At 53.7% G+C, this 16,589-nt stretch carries 15 protein-coding genes and 1 tRNA gene; 6 read left to right on the forward strand and 10 right to left on the reverse strand.

Translation table 11 applies throughout. The annotated features are described in order from the left end of the window. The first annotated feature begins 73 nt into the window (after positions 1-73). A tRNA-Pro gene (locus V9K95_RS19700) sits at positions 74-150 on the forward strand. A gap of 155 nt (positions 151-305) precedes the next feature. Beyond that, positions 306-1,028, forward strand: a complete 723-nt coding sequence (locus tag V9K95_RS19705) for a pentapeptide repeat-containing protein (RefSeq protein ID WP_336441884.1) — start codon at positions 306-308, stop codon at positions 1,026-1,028. A 10-nt stretch (positions 1,029-1,038) separates the two neighbouring features. Here the strand turns inward: V9K95_RS19705 and V9K95_RS19710 are convergent, their stop codons facing one another. The 5 genes from V9K95_RS19710 to V9K95_RS19730 form a co-directional block, all read right to left on the reverse strand. Further along, positions 1,039-1,221, reverse strand: coding sequence for a hypothetical protein (locus tag V9K95_RS19710; protein ID WP_307284217.1), 183 nt, complete (start codon positions 1,219-1,221; stop codon positions 1,039-1,041). A gap of 213 nt (positions 1,222-1,434) precedes the next feature. Then, positions 1,435-2,676, reverse strand: coding sequence for an O-antigen ligase family protein (locus V9K95_RS19715; protein WP_336441883.1), 1,242 nt, complete (start codon positions 2,674-2,676; stop codon positions 1,435-1,437). After that, entirely contained in the window at positions 2,673-4,211 is a 1,539-nt protein-coding gene (locus tag V9K95_RS19720) for an undecaprenyl-phosphate glucose phosphotransferase (RefSeq protein ID WP_336441882.1), read from the reverse strand. The genes V9K95_RS19715 and V9K95_RS19720 overlap by 4 nt, the downstream gene beginning before the upstream one ends. Positions 4,212-4,256: 45 nt before the next feature. Next, on the reverse strand, positions 4,257-5,393 hold the full coding sequence (locus V9K95_RS19725; RefSeq protein ID WP_336441881.1) for a glycosyltransferase: 1,137 nt from the start codon (positions 5,391-5,393) through the stop codon (positions 4,257-4,259). 9 nt (positions 5,394-5,402) lie between these two features. Then, positions 5,403-5,924, reverse strand: a complete 522-nt coding sequence (locus V9K95_RS19730) for a polysaccharide biosynthesis/export family protein (RefSeq protein WP_336441926.1) — start codon at positions 5,922-5,924, stop codon at positions 5,403-5,405. Positions 5,925-6,144: 220 nt separating this feature from the next. Between V9K95_RS19730 and V9K95_RS19735 the strand changes: the two genes are divergently transcribed. Continuing rightward, positions 6,145-8,310, forward strand: a complete 2,166-nt coding sequence (locus V9K95_RS19735) for a GumC family protein (RefSeq protein ID WP_336441880.1) — start codon at positions 6,145-6,147, stop codon at positions 8,308-8,310. On the opposite strand, the gene V9K95_RS19740 is transcribed toward V9K95_RS19735, so the two are convergent. Next, positions 8,307-9,443, reverse strand: a complete 1,137-nt coding sequence (locus V9K95_RS19740) for a GNAT family N-acetyltransferase (protein ID WP_336441879.1) — start codon at positions 9,441-9,443, stop codon at positions 8,307-8,309. The two genes, V9K95_RS19735 and V9K95_RS19740, sit on opposite strands and share 4 nt — an antisense overlap. A 122-nt stretch (positions 9,444-9,565) precedes the next feature. Here V9K95_RS19740 and V9K95_RS19745 point away from each other — a divergent pair, with 122 nt between their 5' ends. Then, positions 9,566-10,618 carry a polysaccharide deacetylase family protein gene (locus V9K95_RS19745; RefSeq protein ID WP_336441878.1) on the forward strand — a complete coding sequence of 351 codons (1,053 nt, stop codon included), beginning with the start codon at positions 9,566-9,568 and terminating at the stop codon, positions 10,616-10,618. A 5-nt stretch (positions 10,619-10,623) separates the two neighbouring features. Here the strand turns inward: V9K95_RS19745 and V9K95_RS19750 are convergent, their stop codons facing one another. After that, positions 10,624-10,839: a DUF2842 domain-containing protein gene (locus tag V9K95_RS19750; RefSeq protein ID WP_115051702.1), complete on the reverse strand. Its 216-nt coding sequence runs from the start codon at positions 10,837-10,839 to the stop codon at positions 10,624-10,626. Positions 10,840-10,999: 160 nt separating this feature from the next. Between V9K95_RS19750 and V9K95_RS19755 the strand changes: the two genes are divergently transcribed. Both V9K95_RS19755 and arsK read left to right on the forward strand, forming a co-directional pair. Continuing rightward, positions 11,000-12,097, forward strand: a complete 1,098-nt coding sequence (locus V9K95_RS19755) for a COX15/CtaA family protein (protein WP_115051701.1) — start codon at positions 11,000-11,002, stop codon at positions 12,095-12,097. Between the two features lie 79 nt (positions 12,098-12,176). Next, on the forward strand, positions 12,177-13,400 hold the full coding sequence (gene arsK, locus V9K95_RS19760; protein ID WP_336441877.1) for an arsenite efflux MFS transporter ArsK: 1,224 nt from the start codon (positions 12,177-12,179) through the stop codon (positions 13,398-13,400). Here arsK and V9K95_RS19765 read toward each other — a convergent pair. From V9K95_RS19765 to speB, 3 genes are all read right to left on the reverse strand, one after another. Next, a complete protein-coding gene (locus V9K95_RS19765; RefSeq protein ID WP_336441876.1) occupies positions 13,389-14,243 on the reverse strand; it encodes an aminoglycoside phosphotransferase family protein in 855 nt (284 codons plus the stop codon). The two genes, arsK and V9K95_RS19765, sit on opposite strands and share 12 nt — an antisense overlap. Further along, positions 14,236-15,171 (reverse strand): N-acetyl-gamma-glutamyl-phosphate reductase, encoded by a 936-nt coding sequence (gene argC, locus V9K95_RS19770; RefSeq protein ID WP_336441875.1) that lies wholly within the window; start codon positions 15,169-15,171, stop codon positions 14,236-14,238. The genes V9K95_RS19765 and argC overlap by 8 nt, the downstream gene beginning before the upstream one ends. Before the next feature lie 229 nt (positions 15,172-15,400). Beyond that, a complete protein-coding gene (speB, locus tag V9K95_RS19775; RefSeq protein WP_336441874.1) occupies positions 15,401-16,354 on the reverse strand; it encodes an agmatinase in 954 nt (317 codons plus the stop codon). Positions 16,355-16,589 lie beyond the last annotated feature (235 nt).

The raw sequence follows: 16,589 nt of genomic DNA on the forward strand, positions 1-16,589 counted from the left end.
TAGGGATTTCGCCGTGATTGCGTATCTTGCATCTGAGCAAAGCTTGGTTGCACCACGCACTTATAGAAAATGTCGGAGTGTAGCGCAGCCCGGTAGCGCACTTGACTGGGGGTCAAGGGGTCGTCGGTTCGAATCCGGCCACTCCGACCATTTTCTGTAGGAATCACAAAAGCCTAGTATAGTTTCAAAGCGGAATAAGGTTCGGCATTGCTTGCCCGGCCTTTTTTGCCATTTGCACTGTTATTCTGTGACACTCAGCGCTACTTAAATAATATGACTGGTAAATGGGTCATGGGAGCGAATGAATGCGTATTGTCACCAATCCTCAAATTGCGCGTCGTCTATTGGCATTGCTTGCAGTTATTGCTGGCTTGGCAGTGGCGGGCAGCGCATCAGCTGCACAATGCGGAAGCATGGCGGAGCCGGGGCTTGACTGGAGCGAATGCAACAAGCGCAGCATCATTATCCCTGGAAGTAACCTTGAAGGTGCAAATCTTTCGGGAACCGATTTCACCGGCACGGATTTGAGCACCGCCAATGTGAACAGCGCCAATTTTGAAAAGGCCACGCTGATAAGAGCTTCGCTCGCCGAGGCGTCCGCCACGAAAGCCAACTTCAATCGTATTGAAGCCTATCGCTCAAATTTCACCAAACTGTCTGCCGCCAGTGCCACATTCGCCAGTTCGGAGTTGCAGCGCGCAAATTTCACGCAGGCGGATTTGTCCTCGGCCAATTTGGCCAAAGCCGAGCTTGGGCGTGCCATTTTCCAGAAGGCCAATCTTTCAGGCGTCAATTTCAGTCTGGCCAATCTCTCGCGCGCTGATCTGACGGGTGCGACGACCGAAGGAACGCTGAACTTTGACAAGGCATTCATGTTTCGCACGCGAATAGAAGGACTTGATCTTTCATTATCCAGGGGTCTGCAGCAGTCACAGCTTGATCTGGCATGTGGCGACAGCGCGACGAAGCTACCACAAGGGCTGACCGCACCAGCCAATTGGCCTTGTCCGCCCGAGCAACCCGATTAGCAAGCAGGCGTCAGCGATGTGAGTTTTTGCGCCTGATAAGAATTGCGTTCACAGTGAAACTTGCGATGGCATCCACATCGCGGTTGCCGATGATAAAGGCAGCGCGAACAAACCGGATGAGTGAACTGCGCTCATGTTTGTTCTCTTCGCAAATTCCCAATTTTGCAGCGGCAATATCGAGCGCCTGCTGCATAAGTTCACCATCAGAAGTGGAATAGTTTGGGTTATTCTTTTTTAAAAAATCGACTATGGCCTTCATCCTGTTTCTGGATTTTGCTGGTAGAAATGCCTTATTGAACTAAAAAACCAGCTGAAGTCGATTCATTCAATTGCAGAAAACGACAGCAATTCGTTAAAAACGCGCGCATTGTGCTATTTTCAGTTGCAGGACATGGCAGTATTACTGTCATTTTTCTTGGCGTTTATTTGCCACCTCAAGCGCAACGCATCCCCATATAACCCCGACCAGCAGATAAAAATGGCGCCAATGGTCTGTATCGATAACGTTTCCCACCACCACATGTGTGAGGTAGGCAAGATAGGCGCATAGGAGATATGGCTGCCAGGGCCGGTCACGGAAAAGGATGCGTAACCCAAGTCCGAGAGTGAGCATGGTGAGCAGCAAATAACTGGCAAAACCGATCCAACCATAATCCAGCAGTGCTTTAAGCCAGATATTATGTGTGTCTTCGCCATAGATGGGGCCAAACTCCAACGGCCCAATGCCGAGGGGGTGGTCGATAGACATTAATAAACCATACCAGTGGCGGGCGAAGCGACCGAACTGCGCATCATCATAATCCTGAACCAGTTGTGCGCGCGCATTGAAAAGCTCGGCCACGCTGGGGATCTGCAATGCGATGACAATTGCAATCAATGCCAGCGCAACGGCCACGATCGCCATGATCATGATCCGCAGGCGAAACAACGGGCTGGGGTTGTGAATGAACAGCAGCAGCGCCATCCCGGCAATGATGAGCAGCGCCATGCCCCACGCGGCCCGTGAAAATGAGAGAAAGATTGCCAGTGTCAAAATCAGAATTGGTACGAGGCGCAAGGGAAGGGCGCGCAAACTTCCCGCCAGTATGCCGTGCAATAACCAGGCAAAGGGCAGCATGAGAAATGGCCCGAAAACATTCGGATCCTGAAAAGCACCCATCGCCCGTCCGTAGCGCGTAAAGAGCTCTGAACCGGGAAAGGCATTGAAATAGCCGAGAATGCCGAGCAGCGAGGTACATATCGCTCCCAGCACATAACCGCCAAAGATGATGTTGAGCACGCGGTAGTCGTTTTTAACGATGGCAGCGAAGAAGACGGACGTCAGCGACAAGAACAGCGATACGGCGAGATACATGGGGGCGGTTTTCAGATCGGACATCTGTCCCATCGAGATAACGCCGCCAATATTGAAGATCACCAATATGGCAAGAAGCGCGCCGCTAACCTGCGAGAGCCTGAGGCCGAACAAGGCCCAAATCGCGATCAGGCCCGCCATGTAAAGTTCGTATGGAGCAGGTTCGTCGATGACGAAACCACTCAGGAATACACCGAAACCCACCGCAAAATTTGAAATGAGCCGGATGAGCACGCGGTTCTTGGTGGCGCGATCTATCCCGCTTGGTAAGTCGCGATGCGCAACAGTGCTCAATAGGCGTTGTCCGTATTCAGCAGGCGGATAGGGGTAAGCAGCAGAATTTTCAGATCAAACCAAAGCGACCAGTTTTCGATATAATAAAGATCGAACTCCGTGCGCATCTTGATCTTGTCGTCCGAGTCGATCTCTCCGCGCCAGCCGTTGATTTGGGCCCACCCTGTCACGCCTGGTTTAACCCGGTGTCGGGCAAAGTAGCCATCCACCACATCATTGTAGAGAAGATTGTGGGAGTGGGCCGCTATGGCGTGAGGACGAGGCCCGACAAGCGACAGGGTCCCCATCAGCGAGTTGAAAAATTGGGGCAGTTCATCGATGGAAGTCTTGCGGATGAAACGACCCACACGAGTGACACGCGGATCATTTTTGACAACTGCGTTGCGCGCCGTCGGGTCGCACATTTCCGTATACATGGAACGGAATTTCCAGACCTCGATGATCTCATTATTGAAGCCGTGGCGCTGTTGCTTGAAAATGACAGAACCCTTGCTTTCCAGTCTGATCGCAAGCGCTGTAGCCAGCATGATCGGGCTGAAAACGAGAATGCCGAAGAGACTGAAGAAGATGTCAAAAGCGCGTTTGGCGACCGAGTCCCAATCATTGATCGGCTTGTCAAACAGATCGATCATCGCCACTGAGCCGATATAGGAATAAGCGCGTGGGCGGAATTGCAAATGGTTGTTGTGGGCCGATAGTCTTATGTCAACGGGCAGCACCCAGAGCTTCTTCAAAAGCGAGAGTACGCGCTCTTCAGCCGTTATAGGCAGGCAAACGATGAGCATATCGATATGCGCTATCCGCGCAAACTCGATGAGCTCTGAAATATTGCCAAGCTTCGGGTAACCAGCAACAATAGGCGGTGAACGTTTTGCGTCGCGATCGTCAAAGACCCCGCAAATGCGAATATCATTATAGGGTTGCTGCTCGATGGAACGGATGAGGTCTTCGGCGGGTTTGCCGCCACCGACGAGAACGGCCCGCCGCTCCATCTTGCCATTACGTGCCCAGCGCCGGATCAACCGGGACATGATGAGCCGAAACGCAACAAACAAAACCAGTCCGCAAAGAAACCAGGCGCCAAACCAGACACGCGAATAGTCTTCGGATATTTTGAGGAAGAAGGCTGCCAGCGACATCATCGCGAAAACGCCCGACCATATGATGACAAGCCGCCCGAACTTGCTGAACGGATCGCGCATCGTGGCAAGCTGGTAACTGTCGCTCAGCTCCAACATGAAAACAGTCGCGGTTGCGGTGACCACGACTGCCAGCAAATAGTGCAGAAACAAGCTCGGCGATGCGCCCACATAGAAAATATAGATCGCGATGCCCGTAACCGCCACGATCATGAACTCGATGATCCGCATGATGCCGCTGATCATTACCGGCGAGTTGGTTGATTGCGCATATTGTGACGCAATCGTGTAGGCGACAGGGCTCAGGCTGCTTTTGCCCGTTGAAGATTCTTCATCGGACAGCAGATTACGAACGGACTCGCGAGTGAGCTTCGGTTTTGCGTTGTTATCTCTCATAATACTACCTTAGGTAGCATATAGGCACTAAGAAAGGTTTGATAATTAGCGACCAAGTGAAACGAAATATTCGGTTTCCAACCGGGCTGCCATACTGCTGGCGCTGAAGTTCTTTTTCAGATCGTCCATATCCGGCAGGACGGTGCGATAGGCTGTAACATCGCCAATGGCAGTTAGTATTTTCTGGGCAAGTTCGGTTGCGTCGGGCCTGACCAGTGCTAGCGATTGATCGCCCAGAATTTCTGGAATTCCACCCACCCGGCTGGCGATCAACGCCTTTCCAGCTGCCAATGCCTCCAGAACAATATAGGGCAAGGCTTCAGCGCGCGAAGGCACCACCACAATTTTTGCAAGGCGGAAAGCGTCTCTGGCCTTCATGGGAGGCAGGAACCTTATATCGGTCTGCTCCCGTATCAATACGGCCTGTTCCACCAGTGATGCGCGGTCTCTCCCATCACCAACAATAACGGCAGTAAACTTCCGCGCGCTTGCTTTGCTGGCCTTTGCGAGAGCCTCAATGAAAATATCGGGCCCTTTCAGCGCGCGTAATTCTCCGATGAACAGAAAATCTGCGGCATTGTCGTTCTCGACGACCGGATCAAACTCTTGTGCGGACAGCCCATTATGGATCAAAGCATTGGGGCAGTGGGGCTCTCCAACTTTCCGCACATAGGTTTCGCGCTCGAACTTTGAAACAAATATAATGCGATCCGTCATTCGCTCCATCAGCCGCTCGATCCGGAAAATCAGTTTTCCGGAAAGTTTCGTCGGATCGTAATGGAGACTACCGCCATGCGGCGAATAAAAACGGGCAACGCTTGCACCAGATACCCGTAACAGCGAGCCGAATATTCTTGCATAGGTGCCGCCTTTGGCGCCGTGCCCATGCAGAATCTCAGGCTTCAATTTCTTGATTGTCTTGTATGTCCTGAATGCCGCTACGGCATCGCGGAACCCAATCTGCCTTTGCATTGGAATACGCGTTAGTCCCAAAGCCAGCCCGACGCCAAGTTCGGCGAGGAGTTGTTCCTCAAGTTCGCTTCCAATTGTTGCGTCGCAGATTACGCCAACTTGATGCCCCGCGGCATTCTGCGCAGCAACCAGATCGCGGACATGCCGAAAGACGCCACCTACGGGAGCCCTGAAGCAATGAACAATACGGAGTGACCGGCTGGTCTTCATGTGCGCCGATCAGAAAAAGCGTTCGCGCACGTAGATCGTGTCGCCGGGCAATACCTGATCTGAGATAGTCACACGCCCTGTGAGGCTTTCACCATTAAATTGCCGCGTAATATCGACGTCGCCTTGATTGGCGCGAGCGCTAAATCCACCCGCGGCAGCAATGGCTTTCTGGGCGGTCATGCCCGGAACATAAGAATATTGGCCTGCAGCGCCCACTTCGCCCATGATGAAGATGGGCCGATAGCGATCAATCTCGACGGCAACATCGGGCTCGCGCAAATATCCCTGCTTGAGCTTGGCTGCCACTGCTGCCTCGATCTGCTGGATGGTCTTGCCGCGCGCTGGCACGCTGCCAATCAGCGGAATGGAAATATAGCCGGCCTGATCGACGCTATAGGTGTTGGTAATGCCGTCCTGCTCAAAGACCGTCAGGCGGATTCGGTCACCCGCGTCGAGCATATATGGCTTGTTGATCGCCTCGTTAAATGCAGGCGGCGCTGGGCGATAACTGGCGCAACCACCAAGCGTCATGCAGGCAATGCCGATTGATACCAGAAATATCTGCTTGCTGAACACGATTCGGACCCTAACTTGGCAACGCGCTTGTCGATTCTCTGGGTGCATTATCAATTCATTAGGGTTAATGGCTGGTAAAGCTCGCGATATGAGAAGGCTGTTCTGGGCGCAAAAGTCTTAACTTGGTGGTTACCATAAGTCTTTACCCTTAAGGCATATGGTATGGGGTGATCGCATGGCTCAGGCCAAATCCACAGGCACTGATGTAGACATCGATATGGGTGCGCTGTTTGCCAGTCTATGGCAAAACAAGCGTCGCATCATCATTGGTACATTGCTTGTCACCGTTCTGACCTTCATCGCTCTCTCTATGGTCTCGCCGAAATATCGTGCTGAAACACGTATCCTTATTGAAGCGCGTGAATCCGTATTCACTCGTCCGGCCAATCAGCAGACTGATGATCGTCCTGTGGTTGATCAGGAAGCGATCAAAAGCCAGGTTGAATTGATCGGTTCATCCGATGTTTTGCGCAACGTCATCACCAAGCTTGATCTGGCAAAAAATGCCGAGCTGACCGCAAGCGCCGAACCCTCAATGTTGTCCAGGCTTCTGGATAGTGTGGGGCTTGGCCGTAATTTGAGCGATGAAACGCGTGCAGACTATATTCTTCAGGCACTGCGCGACCGCCTGCTGGTTTACAGTGTTCAGGCGTCCCGCGTTATTGTCGTCCAATTTTCGTCGAAAGATGCGGATTTGTCTGCCTCGGTCGCCAATGCCATCGCAGATGAATACATGGCTATGCAGCAGGCGGCGAAGTCCGAAATAAATACGGATGCCACGGGCTGGCTACAGCCAGAGATCGCGGACTTGAGCAAGCGGGTCAAGGATGCGGAGGCCAAGGTTGCGGCCTATCGCAGTTCGTCCGATCTCTTGATTGGGCAGAATAATGCGGTGCTGGCGACCCAGCAGCTTTCGGAACTTTCCAGTGAATTGTCACGCGTTCGCGCCAACAGGGCCGCAAGCGAAGCGCGCGCAGCAAGCGTACGGGCAGCATTGCAAAGTGGCGCACAGGCGGAAACCCTGCCGGATGTCATTGCTTCGCCTTTGATCCAGCGGCTGCGCGAACGCCAGGTCCAGCTTAACAACGACATTGCTGACCTGTCAGCTTCACTGCTTAGCGGACATCCCAGAATAAGGGCATTGCGCTCGCAGCTTGCCGACTTGAACAATCAGATACGCCTCGAAGCGCGCAAGGTGCTGGCAAGCCTTGAAAACGAAGCAGAAACTGCGCGCTTGCGTGAGGCAGAGCTGAATCGTTCCCTGAACCAGCTCAAGGCGCAGTCATCGCGGGCCGGTGAGGAAGAAGTGGAGTTGCGGGCGCTGGAACGCGAAGCGACGGCCCAGCGCCAACTGCTCGAATCCTATCTTACGCGTTACCGCGAGGCATCGTCGCGCACAGATCGAGGCTACATGCCTGCTGATGCTCGCATTTTCTCTCGCGCCGATCGCCCAATCGAACCTTACTTCCCCAAAAAGGTTCCGATGACGCTCGCTGCCTTCGTGGCTTCATTGTTGATCTTGAGCATTGGGACCCTTCTCCACGCGCTGTTCAGTGGCCGGGCCTTGCGTCCTGTATCGGGCGCTTATGAAGTGCCGGCGCGGCCCATCGATCAGCCCGCAACCATGTCCCCACCTGTAGCGGCAGTGGCTGCTGCACCGGCCACAGAAGAGATTCAATCTGCATCAGACAAGTCTGCTCCGCTGCCGATCATGCCGGAGACGCTTCAGCCTATAGAAACCGATCATACCAGTGTCGCCATTGTCGCTGATCGAATCATGGCAAGTGGCGCGGCGAGGGCGGTCATCGTCTCTCCAGAGGGCGATGAAGCGTCCGCCTTGACGATCCTGCTGGTGCGCGAACTGGCGGACAGGGGCGTACGCGTGATTCTCGTTGATATGACCGGTTCGCCGGAGATCGGGCGTTCCATGCTGGATGATGGTAGCTTACCCGGCATCACCGATCTGCTCGTCTCTGAAAAACACTTCAGCGATGTTATTCATCTCGATCACTACTCACAGGCCGAAATTATTCCGCTCGGCAATCATGATCCGGTAAAGGCTATGCAATCGGCCGGGCGTCTGCCGATGATTCTGACCGCCTTGCAGTCTGCCTATGATCTGGTTGTCGTCGATAGCGGCCCGTCTACTGTTTCCGAGCTGAAGCATTTGCTGGCTGAGGGCACAGAGCTTATTCTCGGCGTGGTCAACCCGGATGATCCGGACGTGACTGCCACTGCAAAAGCCGTTTATGACGCGCGCTTTCTTGAGCCAAATCTGCTGACGCCCTTCCATCCTGGCGAGTTGTGGCTGGAAGCTGGCAGGCTCGTGCGCCGGGCTTAACTTCGGCGCGCGCCGCGCAACATTGAGCGCAGTTTTTTCACCTTTGCCCAGACAAATTCATTCTGCTTCATCATGCGCACCAGCTTGCGGCGAACCTGAAGCCATACCTGGAAAATCCTGCCCTTTGCCGTAAGGCTGATATCGGTATCATAGGTCGGCAGCTCAATATCGCACCAGCTGCGCTTATAGGGTTCATCCCCGATGCCAAAACTATAAATATCCAAATCGGTCTGGCAGCTTGCGGCAATATCTTCGAAGAACAGAAACTCGCCCGGGCTCGTGCTGACCAGATCGTCTTCAGCAATTCCAACGAAATCGATGAAGGTCTGATCTGCAGCATAAGATTTTCCAAGGACTGCACGATATTGCCCGGCAACCTTCAAGGCTTTCAACTGAAAACGCGGCGAGGGCGCGGCGGCTTCCTCCGCAAAAAGCTGCTTGAAGAAGTCCTTCACGCCCGCTGGTTCATAAGTGTTTTTAATCCCCGCCTGTGCCAACCGCGTTGCTTTATGCTCGAAATAATTATCGAGCATCGCATTGGTCTCTTCCGGCGTTGTCGCGGTTATGGTGCTGAAGCCGCCTGCATCCTCGAACCGGCGCATATCGTGCCTGTGCTTTTTCTTTTTGCGCTTCGCATTGCCCATGGCGAGAACCGTCTCGAAATTTCCATCCAACGTGATGGCAAGGCTTATATTTGCGTTAACCCTGCTTGGAATTTTTATCAGGGGATTTGCAAAGCCGCCGAGTTCGCCCATCTGACGGGTCAGCGATACAAGGTCGATATCGGGACGCGCATGGTGCAGGGCATCGAAGAGCAAACGAAGCGCGTCCGCCGTAATGTTTTGACCCGGCAAAATGGCGGGAAAATTGCAATTCGCATGAGGGCCGCCAGCATATATCGCGATACGTAGCGGCCCGGTTTGCCGGATTTCCAGCGGCAGGATAAGAACAGGTTGCTCCTCGCAATAAAGCGCCGCGACAAGGCAATCGCGATTGACCAGAGATTGCCAAAGCGCAAGCCAACGCGGCGTTTGCGAGGCTCCCGAGATGAAATCGGCACCAAGTTCAAACCAGGCAGCCTCAACATCACGGCCATCGATCAGTATTTTTGCTTCAAGCTGCCGATGGTTCATTCTTGCGTTCCACGAAAAGACGATTTACGACGAAGGTATTCGATATATCATCAGCATTCACTATGCTCTATTGGAGCAATAACTATCCTGTTGCTTCTACATAAATCAAAGTTGGTGAAGGAATGGTCCACGCGGCCGATTTAATACGCAAGGCCGTGATGAGGCTGGCTTGGCATAGCGGCTTTGCATCGCGGTCGCGCGCGCGTCTTGGCGGTCTCGGTTCAATCATTATGCTGCACAGGGTGCGGCCGGACTGCACAAGTCCGCTCGGCGTCAATCGTTCGCTCTCAATCTCTCCGGCCTTTCTCGACACAATACTGGTATCCCTTAAGTCGGAAGATATTGAGCTGGTTTCCATGGATGAAGCTGTCGCCCGCATTGCATCCGGCTCAAAGGGCGGGCGCCGTTTTGCGGCGGTCACGCTTGATGATGGCTATAGTGATAATCTCCATCATGCCTATCCGGTCTTTCAAAAACACCGTGCGCCTTTCACGGTTTATGCAACGCCCGGTCTTATAGAAGGCGCGGCTGTTTTGTGGTGGGAGGTGCTGGAACTTCTCGTCGCCAAGGCTAGCTTCATCAAGGCACCGAACGGCCAGGAATGGCGTTGCGCAACAATGTTCCAGAAGCGCGCGACATTTCACGCCTTGATGCGCTATTTCACCGAAACACTGACCGAACTCCAGCAAATGCCTGTCTTGCGGGAAATGTGTGACGCCCAGAACATGATTTGCGGTGTCGCTGCCGATCGCGATGTTATGAACTGGAAAGAATTGCGTCAGATCGCCACCGATCCGCTATGCACAATCGGCGCGCACTCCGTTCATCACTACAATCTCAAGCGATTGACACCTGAGATGGTTTCTTTCGAAATGCGGCAATCCGCAGATATGCTGGAAGAAAAATTGGGCAAACGACCGCAGCATTTCGCCTATCCCTATGGCTCGGTGAGAGCGGCGGGCGATCGTGAGGCATCATTGGCGGCGCAGGAAGGTTTTGTTTCGGCAGTGACAACCCGTCACGGCACCATCCACGCCGAACATCGGGCTCACATGCATATATTGCCGCGCATTTCGATCAATGGGCGTTTCCAGAAGCTGGTTTATGCGAAAACCATGATGAGTGGTGCGACCACACCTATCGCCAATGCGGGCAGGCGGATTATTCAGGCTTGAACTGCCTAGATTTTGGTCTTGGGCGCCTTCTCCATCCAGCTGATGATGAACATCGCCGGGACCACCCATAATATGCCTGTGCCGAAGAAGTAGAGCAGGTGGATCCACGGGCTGGCATTGCCAAGGAGAGCCACAGCAAAAATTGTCGCGACAATGGCGTAGACGCAGACCAGCGCGACCAGGAAAAATGTTCCGATGAGTTTCTTCAGCCTTACGGGCATATTGCTATCCAATTGAGCGTTAGGTTGATCTATCTGTTAAATCCTCACTCGAAAAGCGAAAAAGCCACGCGAGGCTTGCAAACGCGACGGCGTGTCGCGTAAGCGCCGCTTGTCATGCACCGCAAGATGCTTCACCTATCCGGCTCTAAGGAGTTTTTGCATGGCCGCCCATATTACGTCCGAAGACGCGCTTGTCTTGGTGCAGGATCGCGAAGCGAGAAATCGCCAGCATATCCGTATCTGGTTGTATGTGGTGCTGGTGGTGCTGGCGACCATCGTGTTTGTGGGTGGTGCCACGCGTATGACGGGTTCGGGCCTCTCCATCACCGAATGGAAGCCGATCCACGGTATTATTCCGCCTATTGGATATGACCAGTGGATGGAAGAGTTCGATAAGTACAGGCAGATTCCGCAGTATCAGCAATTGAACAAAGGCATGAGCCTGTTTGAGTTCAAGCAGATTTTCTGGTGGGAGTGGTCTCATAGGTTCCTTGCTCGGGGCGTTGGTTTTCTTGTTGCCCTGCCGCTGGCTTTCTTTTGGCTTACGGGCCGACTCGAGCGACGCCTCAGATGGCCCATGATTGGTATTTTGGCGCTAGGCGGTCTGCAAGGTGCCGTAGGCTGGTGGATGGTCGCCTCAGGGCTGGCTGTTCGAGTCGATGTCAGCCAATACCGTCTCGCTACACATTTGACTTTGGCTTGCATTATTTTCGCAGCCGTCATGTACGTGGCAAGAGGTTTGGCGGTCTATACTGAAAAACCGGCAGATCGCCCCATTCAGCGCTTTTCCGGCTGGCTGGTCGTGCTTGTATTCATTCAGATTTATCTTGGCGCCCTCGTTGCTGGCCTTGATGCGGGGCTGTCCTACAATACCTGGCCGCTAATGGATGGCTCAATCATCCCGGGCGACATGTTTCCTATTCAGCCGATTTGGCACAATTTCTTTGAAAACCCGAAGACTGTGCAATTCGTCCATCGCATCTTTGCTTATTTCGTCTTTGCCATGGCGATCTGGCATGCTTTCTCAACCACGCGCATGGCGCCTGAGACAACGCATGCCCGACGTGCAGTTTTCTTCGCGCTGCTGGTCGCTGCTCAGGCCGCAATCGGCATTACCACGTTGCTTATGCAAGTGCCGATCGGGCTCGGATTGCTTCATCAGCTTTTTGCAATTGTTCTGCTTGGCTTTGCTGTGGCGCATTGGCGCGCAACAAAAGGCGCATATCCGCTTGAAACGAAGATTGTACAAGGAAACTGACTGCTTACAGTGAGAGACTCAGTTAGTTTGCAGGTCCTGACGCTAATCCTGTTAAGCATGCATATCGGAAACTAAAATTATGATCATCAGTGCGAGGCGGTCGCTGGCTACGGTAGTTGGCCTCGGTATCACGCAGATCATCGGTTATGGTACGCTTTTCTATAGTTTCAGTATTCTGGCTCCGGTTGTAGGGCAGGAGTTTGCTCAGACCCGAGAATGGCTGTTTGCGGCGTTTTCCGGAACGCTGTTGATTGGCGGCATTGTATCGCCATGGTCCGGTCGCTGGGCAGACAGGTTTGGGGCAGGGCGCGTCATGACCCTCGGCTCACTGGCTGCGGCGCTCTCCCTTGTTTTTTGCGCTGTCTCAACCAATTGGTGGATGTTTGCGGCCGCTTTGGTCACAACAGGCATAGCCACGCCTTTCATCCTTTATAACACTGCCTTTGCCGTGCTGGTACAAGTAGACCCACAGCTCGCGCCGCGCCGGATAACCTATTTGACGCTGATGGGCGGTTTCTCGTCGACACTGTTCTGGCCGCTTGCCACAGCACTTTTGGACACCTTCACCTGGCGCGAAATCTTCCTGTTTTACGCCGTTTTGCAAGTCGCAGTCTGCTTCCCCATCCACTTCTGGCTGTCACAAATGACACGGCGCTCGGCGAAGATGACGCACAATGCTCCGCCTCAACCGCCCCACGCGATGGAGGCTGGCGGCTCGCTACAATATGATGATCGCAAAACTGCTCTTGTTCTTTTGGCAATGGGTTTTTCGCTGACGAGCTTCTCGCTTTCATCAATGCTTATTCATTTTGTACCAGTGCTCGGCGCGGTTGGGCTAGGCGCTTCCTCCGCAGTCTTCGTCGGGACGATGTTTGGACCGGCGCAATTTGCAAGCCGCCTCATCAATATGCTTATGGGTGGCCGATTCTCTGCGATGACCATCGCAATCGTTTCCACGGTAATGATCCCACTCGCATTCATGATGTTGCTGCTGCCAGCACCCATACCTTTGATTGCCGGAGCGGTCATGTTCGCTATTCTGTTTGGCATGGGATCGGGATTGAACAGCATCGTGCAGGGCACATTGCCGTTAGCGTTGTTCGGTCATCAGGGCTATGGCGAAATTCTCGGCAAAATCACCTCGTCTCGCCTGATCGTTTCTTCGGTGGCGCCTTTCATTTTTGCATTTCTGCTTGAGCATTTCGGGCCGACGGCAGCGCTCTTTGTCGTCGCCATTATCGCTATGCTGGGGGTCATGACATTCGTCGTGGTAGCAAGACTCGTAAAACGTTCAGGCGGCTGAGGCGAGCACCTCGCGGATAGTCGTCGCCACGGCAAGGCTGCGCTCTCGCTCTTCGTGGTTCTTGTCTTCATCATGCCATGAAGCAGATAGGCATGCATGCGCCATGCCGAATTCCAGATAGTCTTTGCGATCACGCCTGAACACGTCTTCGAAAATCTTCGCCATGGTGGCCACGCGTTTCGGATCAGTACGCAAGTCAGTCCGTTCCACCGGATTGTAAAACATATTGGCGGCATCATAGGCCGGGTCGCCCAGCAATGCCTGTGGGTCGATAACCAACCAGCCACGTTTGCCAAAAAGAATGTTCTCATGGTGTATGTCACCATGCAGCGGCTGAATATCACGTTGGTTGTCGAGCAACCGGTCTGCAATTGCGGCCACGTCTACAAATATACTTCGCTCACCGGCCTTGCGGTCCTTCTCTGCCTTCTTGAAAAGGCTGGAAAATTGTTTCCGCAATGGCACGAAATCCGGTGAAACCGGTTTCTGACTGCGAAAGGTTTCCTGCAATCGCTGGAATAGATCAGTGAAGATCAATGTTGCCGATGAATCGCCATGTTCATTCAGATGATCGAGCAGGGTGCGCGAGCCGCCATATTCCAGCAGGAGATTATTGTCTTGTTGCTTGAGCACGCGCACGCACCCATGGCCATCATGCCATTCAAGATAGTGCGCGCCGCGCAACTCATTTTCCATGCCGGTGGCATTCAACTGCTTAACCACAGCCTTCTCACCATTTTCCAACCGCACCATAATGATGCGACTGGTATGGGTTTCTGTGAACAGTTCGGGTTCAGAAAGATACCAGTCGGCTGGCAGGCTTTGCAGAAGTTTGTCAGCCATGACCCAACATGAGATCAAGGTTCTGCACTGCCGCGCCCGAAGCGCCTTTGCCGAGATTGTCCAAAAGGGCTACGAGATTGACCTGCCCGGAGCCTTCCGTGCCGAACACGTAGAGCTTCATGATGTCCGTATCGCGCAGTTCTTCAGGGTCGAGACGGGGCAGGGTGGCGCTTGTTTCAAGCGATACGACCTGAACAATATTCTGGCCTTCATAATGGGCGACGAGCGCGGCATGAATGTCAGCCATCGAGACACCGCCGTTCAGCTCGTCCGTATAGATCGGCACCTGCACAATCATGCCCTGTGCAAAGCGGCCAACGCTTGGGCTGAAGATCGGCTTGCGGGCAAGGCGACCATGCAGCTGCAGTTCCGGAACATGCTTGTGCTTGAGTGGCATTGCATAGAGGAAATGATTGGACGCGATATGGTCTGGCGCGTCAGGGTTTTCCATCTGCGCGATCATCTGCTTGCCACCGCCCGTATAGCCCGAAACCGCATTGACCGAAATTGGATAATCGGCCGGCAATATGCCAGCATCACGCAATGGGCGGATCAGCGAAATCGCGCCGGTGGGATAGCAGCCCGGATTGGCGACAAGCCGCGCTTTGGCGATCTTTTCGCGCTGCGCATTGTCGAGTTCCGCAAAGCCATAGGCCCAGTCAGGGTGAACGCGGTGCGCTGTCGCCGTGTCGATAATCTTGGTGGAATTGTTTCCTTCGAGAATAGCAACGGCTTCCTTTGAAGCTTCATCCGGCAGGCAAAGAATCGCCACATCCGCAGCCTTCAGAAACTCCTCGCGCAAATCCTTGTTACGCCGTTCGGCTTCAGGAATGGAGATGACTTCTAGATCATCGCGCCCCGCAAGCCGGGTGCGAATTTGCAAACCTGTGGTGCCGTGTTCGCCGTCGATAAATATTTTCGGTTTCATCAAAATACCCTTGGAAGCTTTGAATTCAGATAGTTAGCGAGAAAAGCGGATTCAATGTGGGAGGTTGGCAGAAAAGCCGTGCGTGGTTCGACAGGGCTCACCATGAGGAAGGCTGCGGGCTGCACGCTAGTCGTAAGCGCCAGTAGATCGCAAGTATTAGCTGCCTGCAATCACCATCCCTCCTCATGGTGAGCCCCGTCGAACCACGCATAACGTCTCTGCCAATCTCTTATCGTCGGTTGGCCTTCTGTTCGGCCAATATACCTAAATAATACATCGCTATTGTGGCACCTGCGATTGCCGTCACATCCGCATGATCATAGGCAGGGGCGACCTCCACCACATCCGCACCGATAATATTTAGATCGGTCAGATGGCGCAGAACCGACAGAATCTTTGCCGATGACGGGCCGCCTGCGACGGGCGTTCCGGTTCCCGGTGCAAAGGCCGGATCAAGACAATCAATGTCAAAGGTCAGGTAGACCGGCTTGCCAGCGGTGCGAGCGATGATCTGCCTGGCAATTTCCGCCGCCGAAAGCTCCTCAACCTCGTAGCCATAAACGATCTTCAGTCCGCAATCATCCGGCGCATGCGTACGGATACCGACCTGAATCGAATGGGCAGGATCGATAACACCATCGCGTGCCGCACGGCCAACAAATGAACCATGATCAATACGCTTGCCATCATCGAACCAAGTGTCCTGATGCGCGTCGAACTGCACGAGAGCAACCGGTCCATGTTTTGCCGCATGCGCCTTCAGGATCGGCCATGTGACGAAATGATCGCCGCCAAGCGAAAGCAGGAACGCCCCGGATTTGATTATTTTGGCCGCTTCCCGCTCAATCGTGGCCGGTGTCTTTTGATGATTGCCATAGTCGAGCAGGCAATCGCCATAATCAATCACGGCCAGATCTTCGAACAGATCGCGCTGGAAGGGATATTGCGGGTCATTGTCAAAGATTGCCGAGGCCCGGCGGATTGCCTGCGGACCAAACCTTGCGCCAGGGCGATTGGAAACTGCAGCATCAAATGGAATGCCCCAGACAACAGCCTCTGCCCCATTGAGATTCTTGGTATAGCGCCTGCGCATGAATGAGAGCGCGCCCGCATGTGTGGGATCAGTCGCTGCGCTGGTCAGCGTGCGAGCTGTAAAGGCATGATCGATGGATTTCGAGGGCATTGGTTTTCCAACTCCGGGAGTTCTGGCATTTCTGTTGTACGTGGTTCCACAAGCTCACCATGAGGAAGGGAGACGCCTGAACCGGCGATCTTGTAGGATATCCCGAAGAGTTCCCATCAGATGAAGGCAACCCGGATTCCTCATGGTGAGCTTGTCGAACCACGCACAGCGGCGAAGCTATCTCAAGTATATCTCAGCGCAACAAAAAAGCGGACCCGAGGGCCCGCTTTCTGTT

Origin of the sequence: Phyllobacterium sp. CCNWLW183 (assembly GCF_037203775.1) — a bacterium.
GTDB lineage: Bacteria > Pseudomonadota > Alphaproteobacteria > Rhizobiales > Rhizobiaceae > Phyllobacterium > Phyllobacterium ifriqiyense.